Origin of the sequence: Micromonospora sp. NPDC005174 (assembly GCF_040608495.1) — a bacterium.
Taxonomy (GTDB): Bacteria; Actinomycetota; Actinomycetes; order Mycobacteriales; family Micromonosporaceae; genus Micromonospora.
Genome location: NZ_JBEXIJ010000001.1, coordinates 407,615 through 422,039 on the forward strand (window position 1 = coordinate 407,615; position 14,425 = coordinate 422,039).

13 protein-coding genes are annotated in these 14,425 nt (G+C 71.5%); 8 read left to right on the forward strand and 5 right to left on the reverse strand.

The genetic code is table 11. The annotated features are described in order from the left end of the window. Positions 1-67 precede the first annotated feature (67 nt). Both rlmN and ABZU91_RS01935 read left to right on the forward strand, forming a co-directional pair. Entirely contained in the window at positions 68-1,225 is a 1,158-nt protein-coding gene (gene rlmN, locus ABZU91_RS01930; protein WP_355233049.1) for a 23S rRNA (adenine(2503)-C(2))-methyltransferase RlmN, read from the forward strand. Positions 1,226-1,256: 31 nt separating this feature from the next. Then, positions 1,257-2,582, forward strand: coding sequence for a DivIVA domain-containing protein (locus ABZU91_RS01935; protein WP_355233050.1), 1,326 nt, complete (start codon positions 1,257-1,259; stop codon positions 2,580-2,582). A gap of 88 nt (positions 2,583-2,670) precedes the next feature. Here ABZU91_RS01935 and ABZU91_RS01940 read toward each other — a convergent pair whose 3' ends face one another. Next, on the reverse strand, positions 2,671-2,895 hold the full coding sequence (locus ABZU91_RS01940; protein WP_234584241.1) for a DUF2631 domain-containing protein: 225 nt from the start codon (positions 2,893-2,895) through the stop codon (positions 2,671-2,673). A gap of 198 nt (positions 2,896-3,093) precedes the next feature. Between ABZU91_RS01940 and ABZU91_RS01945 the strand changes: the two genes are divergently transcribed. Then, entirely contained in the window at positions 3,094-4,683 is a 1,590-nt protein-coding gene (locus ABZU91_RS01945) for a Rieske 2Fe-2S domain-containing protein (RefSeq protein ID WP_355233051.1), read from the forward strand. A 156-nt stretch (positions 4,684-4,839) separates the two neighbouring features. Here the strand turns inward: ABZU91_RS01945 and ABZU91_RS01950 are convergent, their stop codons facing one another. The 3 genes from ABZU91_RS01950 to ABZU91_RS01960 all read right to left on the reverse strand — a co-directional run bounded on the left by ABZU91_RS01950 (position 4,840) and on the right by ABZU91_RS01960 (position 9,050). Beyond that, positions 4,840-6,435, reverse strand: coding sequence for an NAD(P)/FAD-dependent oxidoreductase (locus ABZU91_RS01950; RefSeq protein ID WP_355233052.1), 1,596 nt, complete (start codon positions 6,433-6,435; stop codon positions 4,840-4,842). Between the two features lie 94 nt (positions 6,436-6,529). Then, on the reverse strand, positions 6,530-8,359 hold the full coding sequence (locus ABZU91_RS01955; protein WP_355233053.1) for a HAMP domain-containing sensor histidine kinase: 1,830 nt from the start codon (positions 8,357-8,359) through the stop codon (positions 6,530-6,532). Then, the gene (locus tag ABZU91_RS01960; RefSeq protein WP_355233054.1) at positions 8,349-9,050 is read right to left on the reverse strand and encodes a response regulator transcription factor; all 702 of its coding nucleotides are present in this window, start codon (positions 9,048-9,050) and stop codon (positions 8,349-8,351) included. The genes ABZU91_RS01955 and ABZU91_RS01960 overlap by 11 nt, the downstream gene beginning before the upstream one ends. A gap of 112 nt (positions 9,051-9,162) precedes the next feature. On the opposite strand from ABZU91_RS01960, the gene ABZU91_RS01965 reads away from it, so the two are divergent. Genes ABZU91_RS01965 through ABZU91_RS01980 form a run of 4 tightly spaced genes read left to right on the forward strand, consistent with a single transcriptional unit; the run spans position 9,163 to position 12,803 of the window. Then, positions 9,163-9,762 carry a hypothetical protein gene (locus ABZU91_RS01965; protein WP_355233055.1) on the forward strand — a complete coding sequence of 200 codons (600 nt, stop codon included), beginning with the start codon at positions 9,163-9,165 and terminating at the stop codon, positions 9,760-9,762. Beyond that, on the forward strand, positions 9,749-10,846 hold the full coding sequence (locus ABZU91_RS01970; RefSeq protein ID WP_355233056.1) for an efflux RND transporter periplasmic adaptor subunit: 1,098 nt from the start codon (positions 9,749-9,751) through the stop codon (positions 10,844-10,846). Before ABZU91_RS01965 ends, ABZU91_RS01970 begins: the two co-directional genes overlap by 14 nt. Positions 10,847-10,890: 44 nt before the next feature. Then, on the forward strand, positions 10,891-11,589 hold the full coding sequence (locus tag ABZU91_RS01975; protein ID WP_355233093.1) for an ABC transporter ATP-binding protein: 699 nt from the start codon (positions 10,891-10,893) through the stop codon (positions 11,587-11,589). Beyond that, positions 11,586-12,803, forward strand: a complete 1,218-nt coding sequence (locus tag ABZU91_RS01980) for an ABC transporter permease (protein ID WP_355233057.1) — start codon at positions 11,586-11,588, stop codon at positions 12,801-12,803. The genes ABZU91_RS01975 and ABZU91_RS01980 overlap by 4 nt, the downstream gene beginning before the upstream one ends. Here ABZU91_RS01980 and ABZU91_RS01985 read toward each other — a convergent pair whose 3' ends face one another. Further along, positions 12,804-13,634, reverse strand: a complete 831-nt coding sequence (locus ABZU91_RS01985) for a YhjD/YihY/BrkB family envelope integrity protein (RefSeq protein ID WP_355233058.1) — start codon at positions 13,632-13,634, stop codon at positions 12,804-12,806. A gap of 51 nt (positions 13,635-13,685) precedes the next feature. On the opposite strand from ABZU91_RS01985, the gene ABZU91_RS01990 reads away from it, so the two are divergent. Beyond that, positions 13,686-14,237 (forward strand): GNAT family N-acetyltransferase, encoded by a 552-nt coding sequence (locus ABZU91_RS01990; protein WP_355233059.1) that lies wholly within the window; start codon positions 13,686-13,688, stop codon positions 14,235-14,237. Positions 14,238-14,425 lie beyond the last annotated feature (188 nt).

A 14,425-nucleotide genomic window follows, 5' to 3' on the forward strand; every position in this document is an offset into this window, starting at 1 on the left:
GGCGGGGGCCGGTTCGACACCTCCGGACAGGTGCCGACCACCGGAGGCGTGACACACTGGACCAGCCATGACGAGTCTGCCGCTGATCCCCGCCATCTCGGACGCCCCGACCGCACGCCGGGCCTCCATGCCGCCGCAACACCTGGCCGACCTGGACCTGGCCGGCCGCCAGGCGCTGGTCGCCGGGCTGGGTGAGCCCCAGTTCCGCGCCAAGCAGATCTCCAACCACTACTTCGGGCGGCTGGTACGCGACCCGCAGGCGATGACCGATCTGCCCGCCGCGACCCGTGCGCGGCTGGCCGACGAGTTGCTGCCCACGCTGCTCACCCCGGTGCGCGAGCTGGCCTGCGACGACGGCGCGACCCGCAAGGCGCTCTGGAAGCTGCACGACGGCGCGTTGGTGGAGAGCGTGCTGATGGGCTACCCGGACCGGGTCACGGTCTGCATCTCCAGCCAGGCGGGCTGCGGCATGGCCTGCCCGTTCTGCGCCACCGGCCAGGCCGGGCTGACCCGCAACCTGTCCACGGCCGAGATCGTCGACCAGGCGGTCTACCTGGCGGGGGTGGCGGCCTCCGGCGCCGTCGCCGGTTCACCGCCGCGCCTGTCGCACGTCGTGTTCATGGGCATGGGCGAACCGCTGGCCAACTACAACCGGGTCATCGCGGCGATCCGTCGACTGGTCAGCCCCGCCCCCGAGGGGCTGGGCCTCTCCCAGCGGCACATCACCGTTTCCACGGTCGGCCTGGTTCCGGCCATCCGCCGACTGGCCAGCGAAGACCTCTCTGTGACCCTTGCGTTGTCGTTGCACGCGCCCGATGATGATCTGCGCGACGAACTCGTGCCGGTAAACCAGCGCTGGAAGGTAGCCGAGGTGCTGGACGCAGCGTGGGACTATGCCGCCCGGACGGGCCGTCGCGTGTCCATCGAGTACGCAATGATCAAGGACGTGAACGACCAGCCGTGGCGAGCTGACCTGCTCGGGCGGCTGTTGGCCGGCAAGTTGACACATGTGAATCTCATCCCGCTCAATCCGACGCCGGGCAGCCGCTGGGACGCGAGCCCGAAGCCGGTCGAGCGGGAGTTCGTCCGGCGCTTGCGCGATGCGGGAGTCTCCACCACCGTACGGGACACCCGGGGTCGCGAGATCGACGGCGCGTGTGGCCAGCTCGCCGCCGCCGAGGACACCGACACCTTCACCGACCGCGCCGGAGAGGCACCGGCGTGACCGGGCGTGGCGAACGACACCAGGAGACATAGTGGCGAGTCAGGGTCAGCGTTTCCGGCGCAAGGCGGTTCGCCGGGGATACAAGGTCGACGAGGTGGATGCCTTCCTCGACCGGGTCGAGGCGACGCTCGACGGCCGGCAGGTCGGCGCGCCCGTGGCTTCCCAGGAGGTCCACGACGTCGTCTTCCGGGTGCGGTTCAACGGCTACGACGAGTGGCAGGTCGACCTGCACCTGGACCGGGTCGAGCGACAGCTGGCCGAGTTGGAGGAGCGCAACAGCGCCGGCCGCGGCGGCGATCCTCGGATGGGTGACCGGATGGGCCCTCCGGACCGGATGGGTCCGCCGATGCGCGACGACCGTGGCGGCATGGTTCCGCAGCCGATGCCGCCCCGGCCGATGCCCGCCCAGGCCGGCCCGCCAGCCGACCGTTACGGCCGGTACGACGAGCCCACCGGTGCCTTCGCCGGCGGGTACGACGCGCCTCGAGGCGGCTACGACGCGCAGCGCGGCCCCGGCCCCGGTGGCCCCGGCCCGGGCCCGGGTGGTCCCGGCCCGATGGGGCCCGGCGGGCCGATGGGCGGACACGGCCTTCCGCCGCGTGGCCTGCCGGCCGGCCCGGGTGGCTACGGTCCGCCGGATGATCAGCGCATGCCGGGCGGTTACGGTCCGCCGGATGATCAGCGCATGCCGGGTGGCTACGGTCCGCCGGATGATCAGCGCATGCCGGGTGGCTACGGTCCGCCGGATGACCAGCGCATGCCGGGCGGTTACGGTCCGCCGGATGATCAGCGCAGGCCGGGCGGTTACGGTCCGCCGGATGACCAGCGCACGCCCGGCGGGTACGGCCCGCCCGACGGCCCGCGGACGCCCGGCGGCTACCCGCCTCCGGAGGAGCCCCGCTTCGACGGCTTCGAGGCCGGTCGACGTGCTCGCGCCGACATGACGGCCGAGATCCGGATGCCCGAGCGTGACCTGCGTGACCTGCGTCGTGGCCCGGCCGGCCCGCCCCCGATGCCGCAGCAGGGCATCGGGGGTCCGCCGATGGCAGGCCCGCCCGCCGTGGCCGGTCCGCCGATGGGTGGCCCGCCGATGGCCGGCCCGCCCGGCAGCGACCTGTACCGGGTCGACCAGATCCGTCGTAGGTTCCAGGTACGTCGGTTCGGCAGTGGGTACGACCCGGACCAGGTGGACCAGTTCTTCGATTCCCTGCTCGGCGGCATGCAGCGGCGCAACCCGATGCCGGTCGACCCGAAGGACCTGGACACGCTCCGGTTCGGCCTGGTGCCCGGCGGCTACTTCGAGGCCGAGGTCGACGCCGCGCTCAAGGACGTACAGGACATCCTGTTCGGGCGCTGAGCCCGACGCGTACACGAAACGAGGGCCCGTCCCCGGGTGGGGGCGGGCCCTCGGCGTGTCCTGGCCGGTCGCCCGGCGGCCGGTCGATTCAGGAGCGCAGGCCGTTGCGCCGCAGTACGGCATCGCCGATCACGATGACCAGCAGCAGCGCGGCGAGGCCGATCAGCCAGATGTCCTCGACCCTGCCTTCGTGGTTGCCGCAGAACGCCATGACGACCAGCGCCAGCGCGGACAGCACGGCGCCGATGCGCCCCGACTTGCGGTGCCCGGGCTTGTGCTGGTCCGGCGACGTTACCGGCTCGCTTCCTGCCACTGTCGGTCCTTCCCTCGCGATCGGATCTTTGGTTAGTCTGGCACGCCTCCCGCGCGGGGCGGTGCGGTGGGGGTTTACCGGCCCTTCGGCCCTGCCCGCCCAGGCCGGACGGCACTACGGGCGTCGCGGGGTGGCGGTCAGACTCCCTCCGGTAGCGTTTGGCGTACACCTGATTGTCTGTTTGAGGGGGACTGTGCGGTGCGAGTGACCGGAACCGGGCACGCCAGCATGCGGATCGACACGGCCGCGGGCAGCATCCTGTGCGACCCGTGGGTCAACCCGGCCTACTTCGCCTCGTGGTTCCCCTTCCCGGACAATTCCCTGCTCGACTGGGAGACCCTGGGTCAGGTCGACTACCTGTACGTCTCCCACCTGCACCGGGACCACTTCGACGCGAAGCACCTGCGGGACCACATCTCCAAGGACGCCACCGTCCTGCTCCCCGAGTTCCCCACCTCGGAGATGGCGGACGAGTTCCGGGCGCTGGGTTTCACGAAGTTCCTCAAGGCCCCGAACGAGCAGGTCGTCGAGTTGGACGGCGGCCTGAAGATCATGATCCAGGCGCTGACCAGCCCCACCGACGGCCCGATCGGCGACTCCTCGCTCTGGGTCGAGTACGACGGTGTGCGGCTGCTCAACCAGAACGACGCCCGCCCGACCGACCTCAGCGTGTTCGCCGAGCTGGGGCACGTGCACGCGCACCTGCTCCAGTTCTCCGGCGCGATCTGGTACCCGATGGTCTACGAGCTGCCGCAGGCGGCGAAGACCGCGTTCGGCAAGCAGAAGCGTGACCGGCAGTTCGACCGGACGTGGCGCTACATCGACGACCTGAAGGCCGACCACGTCTTCCCGATCGCCGGCCCGCCCTGCTTCCTTGACGACGAGCTGTGGCAGTTCAACGACATCCACGGCGACGAGGGCAACATCTTCCCCGACCAGTCCGTCTTCCTGTCGGAGTACGCGAAGGTCGGCGGCACCAACGGGATCGTGCTGCTGCCGGGCAGCGTCGCCGAGGTCACCACCGAGGGCGCGAGCACCACCCACCCGGTGCCGGTGGAGGAGTTCTTCGCGAACAAGGTCGCCCACCTGGAGGAGATGCGGGAGCGCAAGCGCCCGGTCATCGAGGCGGAGAAGGCGTCCTGGCGGCACCCCGAGGTGGACGTCCTCGGCGAGATGAAGCGTCGGATCGAGCCGCTGCTCGACGAGTCGATCTATCTGGCCAAGGGGGTCGGCGGCCCGGTCCGCTTCGACCTGGTCGGCACCGACAGCTCAGGCGGGGAGACCCTCGAATCCATCGTTGTGGACTTCCCGGGTAAGGAGGTCCGGCCGTACGCGGACGAGAAGGTTCGCTACCGCTTCCGGACCGAACGGTCGCTGATCGAACACCTGCTCTTCATCGACGAGGTGGACTGGGTCAACTCGCTCTTCCTCTCCTGCCGGTTCTCGGCGGCCCGGATCGGCCAGTACAACGAGTTCGTCTACGCGTTCTTCAAGTGCCTCTCCGAGGAGCGCCTCCAGTACGCCGAGGGCTGGTACGACGAGCACGAGCGTTCCACCGACGCCGAGGACATCACGTTGGGCGACTGGGTGGTGCAGCGCCGTTGCCCGCACCTGAAGGCGGACCTGACCCGCTTCGGCATCGTCGAGGGTGACCAGCTCACGTGCCAGCTGCACGGCTGGCGCTTCGACCTGCCCAGCGGCCGCTGCCTGACCAGCGTCGGCCACAAGGTCCGCGCCCACCGCGTCGACGCGGAGACCCCGGCCCCGGCCGGGGAGGCCCTAACCTGACCTCTTCCGCCCGCGATCTTGCACTTTCCGTGGGGGCAAAGCCCCGCAATCGCCCCAGAACGGCGACCGAAACTGCAAGATCGCGACAGGGGTGCGCGCGACGTGCCACCGAGAGCGGGTGACCTGTGGCCGTACGTGCACCGGGCCGAGGACGCCTCAACTACCCAGGTCCGCGAGGATCCGGCGGGCGGCGTTGTGGCCGGCGGCGCCGATGACGCTACCGGCCGGGTGGCAGCCGGCGCTGCCCGCGTACACGCCGTCGACGCCGGTGGAGTACGGCATCCGGTCGGTGAACGAGACGGTGTTGTCGACGTGGTGGATGTGGCCGCCGCTGATGCCGAAGTGCGCCTCGATGCCCGGCGGAGGCAGCGGCACCGCGTCGGCGATCAGGTCGGCGGTGCCGGGGGCGTACCGCTCGACGATCTCGACGAGCCGGTCGACGTAGCCGGGCAGTTCCGCGTCCCAGGTGGTGCCGGTCAGCTCGTAGGGGACCGACTGCACGAACAGCGCCGACGAGTGGTGCCCGGCGGCGTCGGAGAGCGACGGGTCGACTGTGGTGTGCAGGTACCACTCGATGGTCGGCTCCGCGGGCAGCCGTCCGGCCTGCACGTCCGCCCACATCGCGCGTAGCGCGGTCATCGGCGAGGTGGTGTCGCCGCCGACCAGCGACGCGGAGCCGGGCAGCAGGTGGATGGTCGACCCGAACGGGCTCGGCGCGTCGGGCGGCAGGCAGGAGAAGCGCGGCAGGCCGCTGAGCGCCAGGTTGAGCTTGAGGGTGGTGCCGGGCCGGCGGACCGCCGCCATCCGTGCGCCGAGTCGCGCCGGGAGCGCGCCGTCGGGCAACAGCTCCATCAGGCTGTACGGGTCACACGCGCCGAGCACCACCCGTGCCGCGACCTGCCGACCGTCGGCGAGTACGACACCGCTGGCCGCGCCGCCGTCGAGGGTCACCGCGCTGACCGGCGTACCCGTTGTGATGGTGGCTCCGGCGGCGCGTGCGGCGTCGGCGAACGTCCGTGAGACGGTGCCCATGCCGCCCTCGGCGATCATCCAGGTGCCGCCCGATCCCGGCAGTCTGCACATGTTGTGCACCAGGAAGTTGTGACCCGTTCCCGGGTCGTCCGGGCCGGCGTTGAGGCCGGACAGGCCGTCGGTGACGGCGTACATGCTGACCAGCAGTTCGGAGCGGAACTCGAAGCGGGCCAGGTAGTCGGCGACGGACCCCCGCACGAGGTCGACGAAGATCTGCCGCAGCGCCGGGCGGACGTGCCGTTCCGCGGTCTCCTCAGCGGTCAGGGGCTCGGCCAGCCAGGCGGGAGCGAGGTCGTCGCGCAGCGCGGCCAGCTCGGCCTGCATGGCGTCGTCGGCGGCCACGTCGGCGGGAGAGAAGAATTCGGCGAGCTGCGCCCGGGTGGCGGCGGTGTCACTGCCGAAGAGCAGGTACGGCGAGCCGAGGCCACCCGGCGTGGGCAGGAAGTAGTGGGGGTCGCGGCGCAGCACCGGGATGCGTACGTCGAGCGTGGCGAGCAGTTCGGGTGGCATGAGCCCGAGCAGGTACGACCCGGTGGAGTGGCGCAGCCCGGGCACCTTCGGAAACGGGTTCTCGGTGCGGGTCGCGCCGCCGATCACGTCGGCGGCTTCCAGCACGAGGACGTCCAGGCCGGCGCGGGCCAGCAGGACTGCGGAGACCAGACCGTTGTGCCCGGCACCGACGATCACGACATCGGCCCGAGCCGGAATCTCACCACTCATGCCGCCGCAGCCTAGTCCCCCCACCGCCCCCTGTGACCCGTTGATCAAGAGGTTCGCGCCAGGAAACGCTGCCCGGATGACGCGAACCTCTTGCTCACCGGGGGTGGGTGGGGAGGTGGACGGTGAAGGTCGAGCCCTTTGTGGGTTGGCTCTGGACGTGGACCGTGCCCTGGTGGGCCTCTACCAGTTTGCGGACTATCGCCAGGCCCAGGCCGCTACCGCCGGTCTGCCTGCTGCGGGACCTCTCCGCCCGCCAGAAGCGGTCGAACACCCGGGGCAGATGCTCGGGGCTGATGCCGCTGCCCGTGTCGGCGACGGCGATCATCACCTTGCCGTCGGCCGCCTGGGCGCTGATCGTGACGCTGCCGCCGGCCGGTGTGTGGCGTACCGCGTTGCCGACCAGGTTGCCGACGGCCTGACGCAGCCGCACCGGGTCCGCGTACACCTGCGGGTCGTCGTCGACCCGCAGCGCGAGCGCGACGCCGGCGCGACCGGCCTGGACGCGGTACGCCTCCGCGACCTGACCCAGCAGGTCGGCGAGGTAGACCGTCTCGGGGTGCAGCCGCAGCGCGCCCGCGTCCGCCTCGGCGAGGTCCTGGAGATCGGCGATCACGTGTTGCAGCAGTGTCGCCTCCTCCAGCAGCGAGGACACCAACCTCCGGTCCATCGGGGCGACGCCGTCCTCGGCGGCCTCCAGCCAACCCCGGATGGTGGTGACCGGCGTCCGTAGCTCGTGGGCGATGTCGCTGACCATGGCGCGGCGGAGCTGTTCGAGGTGTTCGCGCCGCTCGGACATGTCGTTGAACGCCTCGGCCAGCCGGGCGATCTCGTCGCGGCCGGTGACGCGGACGCGGGCGGCACCGTCACCGTCGCGCATCCGCTGGGCGGCGCCGGTCAGCGCGTGCAGCGGCCGGGTCAGCCGGACACCGGCCAGAACGGTGATGCCGACGGTCACCAGCAGCACGAGTCCGGCGACCGCCACGATGCGGGCCTGGTTGGCCCGGGACAGGTCGAAGGTCGTGGTGGGGCGACCGCCCGGGTCGCTGACGAACAGGGTCGCCGCCGGGGCGACGTACGGGAGGAGTTGCTCCCGCCGGCTGGTGCCCACGCAGGCGCTGACCGCTTGGCTCTGGTCCTGGTCGACCTCGATGACGTCCCGACGGCTGTTCGCCGCGGGGGCGGACCGCGTCGTCCAGGTCCAGTCCAGGTCGACGTTCACGGGCGCGACCTTGCGCCGGGCCAGGCAGGTGTTCACCAGCGCGTTGAGCTGTGCCAGCGCCTTGCGTTCGGTGGCCGTCGGGGTCGCCAACTCCTCGCGAAGCGGGCCGCAGCTGGAGTCGTTGGGGTCGGTGCCGGGGGTGGCGATCCGTGGTCGGCCGGTGGCCCCCTGCTCGGCCACGGCCGCGATCCTCGCCCGCACCCGCAGGCACAGGACGGCCTGGTCCGCCCGGTCGAGCAGCGTCCGGCGCTCGTTGGCCGGTAGCAGGTACGGGCCGGCGGCGCGGGGGTCGATACGCCCGGCGTCGACGGTTGCGGGGGGGCCCGGGGTCAGGGCGGTGTCGACGGCGAGCGCGTCGATGGTCGCGGACGGCTTCGTGGGCAGCGGGCCGGCCTGCGGTGCCGAGTCGGCGAGCGGCGTACCCGACTCGGTGGTCAGGGTGATGCGCCGGCCGACCTGCTCGGCGAGTGGTCGGAGGGTGGCGTCGACGCCGTCCCAACTCGGGTGGGTCGCCGCGTAACCGACCAGGGTGTCGTAGATGCGCGCATCGTCGGCAAGGGCCTGCCCCTGTTCCTGCCGGATCGCCCCGGTCGTGGTGCGCACGGCCAGCCAGGCGGTGGCCGCGATCGAGCCCACGGCGATGAGGACGGCCAGCGCGAGCAGCCGGAGCAGCAGGCTTCGGTGCAGCGGCACCTCACGCCGCATGGTGGCTCTCCTCGACGAGTTTGTAGCCGACGCCGTACACGGTCAGCAGCCGGGTGGGTCGACGCGGGTTCGCCTCGATCTTGCGGCGCAGGTTCATCACGTGGACGTCGACGGTCCGGCCGGTGATGTACCTGTCGAAACCGTGCAGGTAGCCCAGGAGCTGGTCCCGGGTGAACGCCCGTCCCGGCTGGGCGGCCATCGCCTGGAGCAGTTGGAACTCGCCGGGCGTGCAGTCGACCTGTCGTCCGTCGGCGCGTACCTCGTGGCGGACCGGGTCGACGTGCAGCGCGCCGACCCGCAGCACCGGATCGGCCGCGCGGGCCGCCCGTTGGCTGCGGCGCAGCAGTGTCCGCACCCGGGCCACCAGCTCGCGAGGGCTGTACGGCTTCGTCATGTAGTCGTCGGCGCCGAGGTCGAGGCCGAGCAACAGGTCTTCCTCGGTCGTGCGGGCGGTCAGCATGAGCACGGGCAGGTCGGACTCCCGCCGCAGGATGCGGCACACGTCCAGGCCGTCGACCTTCGGCATCATCACGTCGAGGATCAGCAACTCCGGTGGGTGCTGGCGAACCTCCTCCAGGGCGGCCCGCCCGTCGCCGACGACGACGACCGTGTGCCCCTCGCGTTCCAGGTAGCGGCGGACCAGTTCGGCCTGCTTCTCGTCGTCCTCGGCTATCAGCACCCGCGCGGTCACGGCAGCGACTGTACGGGTCGCCGGCCCCCGCAGGTGCTGCCCGTGACCTGGGGCTACGGAATGAGCATCGGTTCCTGACAGGTCTCTGACAACTTCCCGTGAGGCTGCCGGCATGACGAACGCACCACGACGCGTCGGGTTCGCGGCGCTCACCCTCCTCGCCACGGTTCTCGCCGGTTGCGGCGGTGAGAAGTCCGACGCCGGGGGCACGGCCGACGTCGCTTCCCTCGCCACCGGCTCCGCCGCGCCGAGCGCGTCCGCCAGTGCTGCGGCTGCGGCGGCGGCCGGGCGCCCGCAGTTGCGCCTGGACATGAACGAGGACGAGAAGCAGCGGCTCTGGAACACGTACAACTACTGCCTGCGCGACCACGGGGTCAAGGAGAACAAGGAACGTTCGGCCGGGGCACCCAAGGGAAGCGGCATCATCTCCCTCGACCAGAGCGGTGAGCCGAAGGCGGCGTACGTGGCGTGCGCGGACAAGCTCCCCCTCCAGCCGCCCGAGCTGGACGAGGAGAAGAACCCGAACTACGTGATCCAGTGGAACGACTACGTGCAGTGCCTGCGCGGGCGCGGCATGAAGATCCACTCACTGCCGGACGGCTCCGGCTGGACGTACGACGACGTGGAGGACGCGACGGGCGGTCTGGTGGGCGCCGCGTACGACAAGGCGGACAAGGAATGCACGATGGAGGCGTTCCGTGGCAAGAAATAAGCTGGCGATGGCGGCCCTGGTGACGGTGACGCTGGCCGTCGCCGGCGCCGGCGTCACTGTGCTGACGCTGGGGCGTGCCGGCGCGGACGACGCGGCGAGCGCCCCGCCGCCGTTGACGACGACGACGGTCACCCGCACCGACCTGTCGGACAGCCGGTCGCTCGACGGCACGTTGGGGTTCGGCCCGGAGCGCGTGGTCAAGGGCACGGGCGAGGGTGTCGTCACCCGCCTGCCGAAGGTCGGTGACACGGTGGCCCGGGGCAAGCCGCTCTACTGGGTCAACGACCAGCCGGTACCGGTGCTCTTCGGCAGCGTCCCGCTGTTCCGCACGCTCGACAAGCCCGGTCTCGTGGGCAGCGACGTGCGCGTCGTGTCGGACAATCTGGCCGCGCTCGGCTACCAGACCGGCACGCGGCCGACCCGGGCCAAGGACGGGACGAAGATCCCCGCGGGGCAGTCCCTGCTGACCGACACCCTGGTGGGCGCGATCAAGAAGTGGCAGCAGGCGCTCGACCTGCAACCCACCGGCCGGATCGAGGTCGGGCGGGCCACGGTGTTGCCGGGACCGGTCCGGATCAGCGCGGTCAAGGCCGTGACCGGTGACCCCGCCGCCGGCGAACTCCTGGCTGTCACCGAGAAGGTCAAGCTGGTGACCGTCGCGGTGGAGGCGACCGAGGTCAGCAGTATCCGGGTGGGTGCCACGGTCACGATCACGCTGCCCGACACGACCGAGAGTCCCGGCCGGGTCGCCTCGATCTCGCACACCGTCGACGGCGGCGGCCCGGACGCCGGGGGTGGCCAGGCCAGCCCGCCGAAGGTGAACGTCCTCGTCACACCGACCAAGGCGGCGGACGTGGCGAAGCTGGACGCGGCGTCGGTCCGGGTCACGTTCACCACGAGCACCCGCAAGGGCGTGCTGGCCGTACCGGTCGGCGCGCTGGTGGCGCTCCGCGAGGGCGGACACGCCCTGCAACTGCCCGAGGGTGGGCTGGTGGCCGTGGAGACCGGGATGTTCTCCCGGGGGCTGGTCGAGGTCAGCGGTAACGGCGTCACCGAGGGACTCACGGTGGTGACCGCCGCGTGAGCACCGTCATCCCGTTCCCGGCCCGGAACGCGCCGACCGAGGTGATCCCGGCGTACGCCGAACCGGTCCTGCAGCTCGACGGGGTGAGCCGGACGTACCCGGGTGGCGTCACCGCCCTGGACGACGTCTCGCTGACTGTTTGCGCCGGAGAACTGCTCGCCATCGTCGGACCGTCCGGTTCCGGCAAGTCGACCCTGCTGAACATCATGGGCACCCTCGACCTGCCCAGCAGCGGGCGGGTACGCGTCGCCGGGCAGGAGGTCACCGACCTGTCCGACCGGCGGCTCTCGGCGCTACGGGGTCGGTGGCTCGGCTTCGTGTTCCAGCAGTTCCACCTCGTCGGCGGGCTCGACGCCGCCGAGAACGTCGCCACCGGGCTGCTCTACGCCGGCGTACCCCGTCGTCGCCGTCGCCGTACGGCCGTCGACGCGTTGGCTCGGGTCGGCCTGGCGCATCGGGTCGACCATCTGCCGCACCAGCTCTCCGGCGGAGAACGCCAGCGGGTGGCGATAGCGCGGGCGCTTGTCAACGAACCGGCGCTGGTCCTGGCCGACGAGCCGACCGGGGCCCTGGACACCGCCAACGGCGAGGCGGTCCTGGCGCTGCTGCTGAGTCTGCACGCGGAGGGCACGACCATCGCCGTCATCACCCACGACCGGGATCTCGCCGCCCGTACCCCTCGACAGGTGGACATCCGCGATGGGCGGATCGTCTCCGACACCCGTGACAGGACTCCCGCATGAGCACACCGACAGCGGCACCCGGCGGCCGTCCGCCCAGGCTCGCCCCGGGGGACGTACTCCGGCTCGGTCTGCTCGGGCTGACCAGCCGGCGGATGCGGGCGGTCCTGTCCGCCCTGGGCATCTCCATCGGCATCGCCACGATGATCGTCGTGGTGGGCATCCCCGCGTCCAGCCAGCGCGACCTCATGGACCAGCTCTCCGCGCTCGGCACCAACCTGCTGCGCGCCGAACCGGTACCGGATCAGGACCCGCCCGTGCTGCTGCCGGAGGACTCCGTCGCGATGGTGCAGCGGATCGGGCCCGTCGAGACGGTGAGCGCCGTCGCGAACACCCACGTGATGGTCCGCCGCAGCGACATGATGGACCGGTACGACACCTCGGGGCTCAGCACCCTGGCGACCCGACCGGACCTGCTGGACACCGTCAACGGCCGGGTCCGCGCCGGCCGGTTCCTCGACGACGGCACGGCTCGGCTGCCGACGGTCGTCCTCGGCTACGTGGCCGCGAGCCGGCTCGGGTTCGCCACCGTGGACCCGGCCCAGCCACCGCAGGTGTTCATCGGCGAGCGGTGGTTCACCGTGATCGGCGTACTCGATCCGCTGCCCATCGCCCCCGACCTGGACCGGTCGGTGCTGGTCGGCTGGGACGCGGCCCGGGACCTGCTCGGCTTCGACGGGCATCCCACAGTGGTGTACGTGCGGGCCCGCGAGAACGCGTTGGAGGACGTCCGGGCCGTGCTGCCGGCCACCCTGAACGCGCAGCTGCCCGGCCTGGTCCAGGTCAGTCGTCCCTCGGACGCGCTCGCCGCGAAACGTGCCACCGAGGACACGTTCTCCGCGCTGTTCCTCGGTCTGGCCGCGGTGGCGCTGCTGGTCGGCGGGATCGGGGTGGCCAACACCATGGTCATCTCGGTGCTGGAACGCCGCCGGGAGATCGGTCTGCGCCGGGCGCTCGGCGCGAACCGTGGCCAGATCCGGGTGCAGTTCCTCACCGAGTCGGTGCTGCTGTCCGTGCTCGGCGGGGCCGCCGGCGCGGTTCTCGGCGTGCTTGCGACGGTCGGGTACGCCGGCTACCAGGGCTGGCCGCCGACGATCCCGATGACGTCGGTGGCCGGCGGCATCGCCGGTGCCCTGCTGGTCGGGATGGCGGCGGGGGTCTACCCGTCGATCCGGGCCGCCCGGCTCACTCCCACCGAAGCGCTCGCCGCCCCGTGATCAGCGCTGCCGCTGGGCGCGCCAGCGGGAGAGGGCCAGGGTCGCCGAGTAACCGGCCAGGACGATCACGTGGAACAGGTACAGCCACAGGAGCACCGCCACGCCCGCGCCGATCGGGTCGAAACCCCCGAACGGTGTGCCCAGGTCCAGCGGCAGGGACGCGAACAGCACGAAGCCGTGCAGGAACCCGGACAGGTTCGCGGCCGTGAACGACCCGATCCCGAGGGTGGAGAGCCAGTCCGGCGACGCCGGCCCGACCACCCGGAACACCCACACCAGCACCGGTGTGAGCACCAGCCAGACCGCCAGGAACGAGAGCACCACACCCAGCACTCCGACCCAGCCACCCTGACGGACCAGGCGGGTGGTGAGCGGCAACGCCAGCAGGATCGACAGGAGCAGGGCGGGAGCCGGCGCGAGCAGCGGCAGCAGCAGCAGCCGGCCCCGCCAGCCCACCAGGTGCTCGTCGCTCCGCGGCGCCGCCACCGACACGAACGCCCGGCGCAGCCCCTCGCCGTAGAGCGACGCCGGCAGCAGTGCGGCGAGCGCCAGCAGCGGGGTCAACTGCACCCCGGCGTCGACGAGCGCGGCCACCGCCCGGGGCGCGCCGATCGCCGTCGGCAGGGCGTCCACGGCGTACGAGGTGAGCCGGCGTACCCGATCGGCGCCCGCGAGCAGCGAGGTGAGCCAGAGGGCCAGCAGCGCCACCGGGACCACGGCGATCGCCCCGTAGAAGGTGATCGCGGCGGCGTGCAGCGACAGGTCGCGCCCGCGCACGGGACGGAACGCGGCACTGATGATCCGTTTCGCGCGCTGCCATCCGTTGCCCATCGGCTTCTCCTTCCCTGTCGTCGGGGCGGTCACTCCTTAAGATCGCCGGTCATGACTGTTGTCACCACCGAACGCCTCATCCTGCGCGACTGGACCGACGAACCGGCGGACCTGGCCCGGATCTACGACATCTACTCGCGCCCGGAGATCACGCGTTGGTTGGGCGTTGCACCGGGTCTGCCGATGGTGGAGCCGGGTCAGGCCGCCGAACGGCTGCAGATGTGGCGGGACCGGCACGCCGGCGACCAGGGACGGTACGGCACCTGGGCGATCGAGGTACGCGACACCGGGCAGGTGGCCGGAACGATCCTGCTCAAGCCGCTGCCGGGGCGCGACGAGACACGGCGTACCGACGACATCGAGGTGGGCTGGCACCTGCACCCCGACTCGTGGGGGCGTGGCTACGCCACCGAGGCGGCCCGGGCGCTTCTCGCCCGGGAGTTCGCCACCGGTACCCCGGAGATCTACGCGGTCGTGTCGCCGGGCAACGAGCCGTCGATGGCGGTCTGCCGACGACTCGGCATGGCGCACGTGGGCCGGCGCACGGACTGGTACGGCGGCGAGCAGTTGGAGACGTTCGTCCTGACCGCGCCGGGCGGCTGACCCCCGCCGGTTCGCGAGCAAGCCCATCAATAGTCACGTGGGTCGAAGTGTTGACGCTCCCGTAGCACGTCAGTAACCTTTGGCCAAACTCATGCAAGATTTCGACAAAGAGATGCTTGATTTGAAGCATCACCTCGGAAATCTGCGTGCCACCGCTCACCCCCACCCGTGGTCACCCCCGCCCGCGG

Excerpts from the sequence above, each read along its gene's own strand:
- ABZU91_RS01985 (WP_355233058.1), bottom strand. The coding sequence starts at position 13,634 with ATGGGCAACGGATGGCAGCGCGCGAAACGGATCATCAGTGCCGCGTTC.
- ABZU91_RS01990 (WP_355233059.1), top strand. The coding sequence starts at position 13,686 with ATGACTGTTGTCACCACCGAACGCCTCATCCTGCGCGACTGGACCGAC.
- ABZU91_RS01965 (WP_355233055.1), top strand. The coding sequence starts at position 9,163 with ATGACGAACGCACCACGACGCGTCGGGTTCGCGGCGCTCACCCTCCTC.
- ABZU91_RS01950 (WP_355233052.1), bottom strand. The coding sequence starts at position 6,435 with ATGAGTGGTGAGATTCCGGCTCGGGCCGATGTCGTGATCGTCGGTGCC.
- ABZU91_RS01980 (WP_355233057.1), top strand. The coding sequence starts at position 11,586 with ATGAGCACACCGACAGCGGCACCCGGCGGCCGTCCGCCCAGGCTCGCC.
- ABZU91_RS01955 (WP_355233053.1), bottom strand. The coding sequence starts at position 8,359 with ATGCGGCGTGAGGTGCCGCTGCACCGAAGCCTGCTGCTCCGGCTGCTC.
- rlmN (WP_355233049.1), top strand. The coding sequence starts at position 68 with ATGACGAGTCTGCCGCTGATCCCCGCCATCTCGGACGCCCCGACCGCA.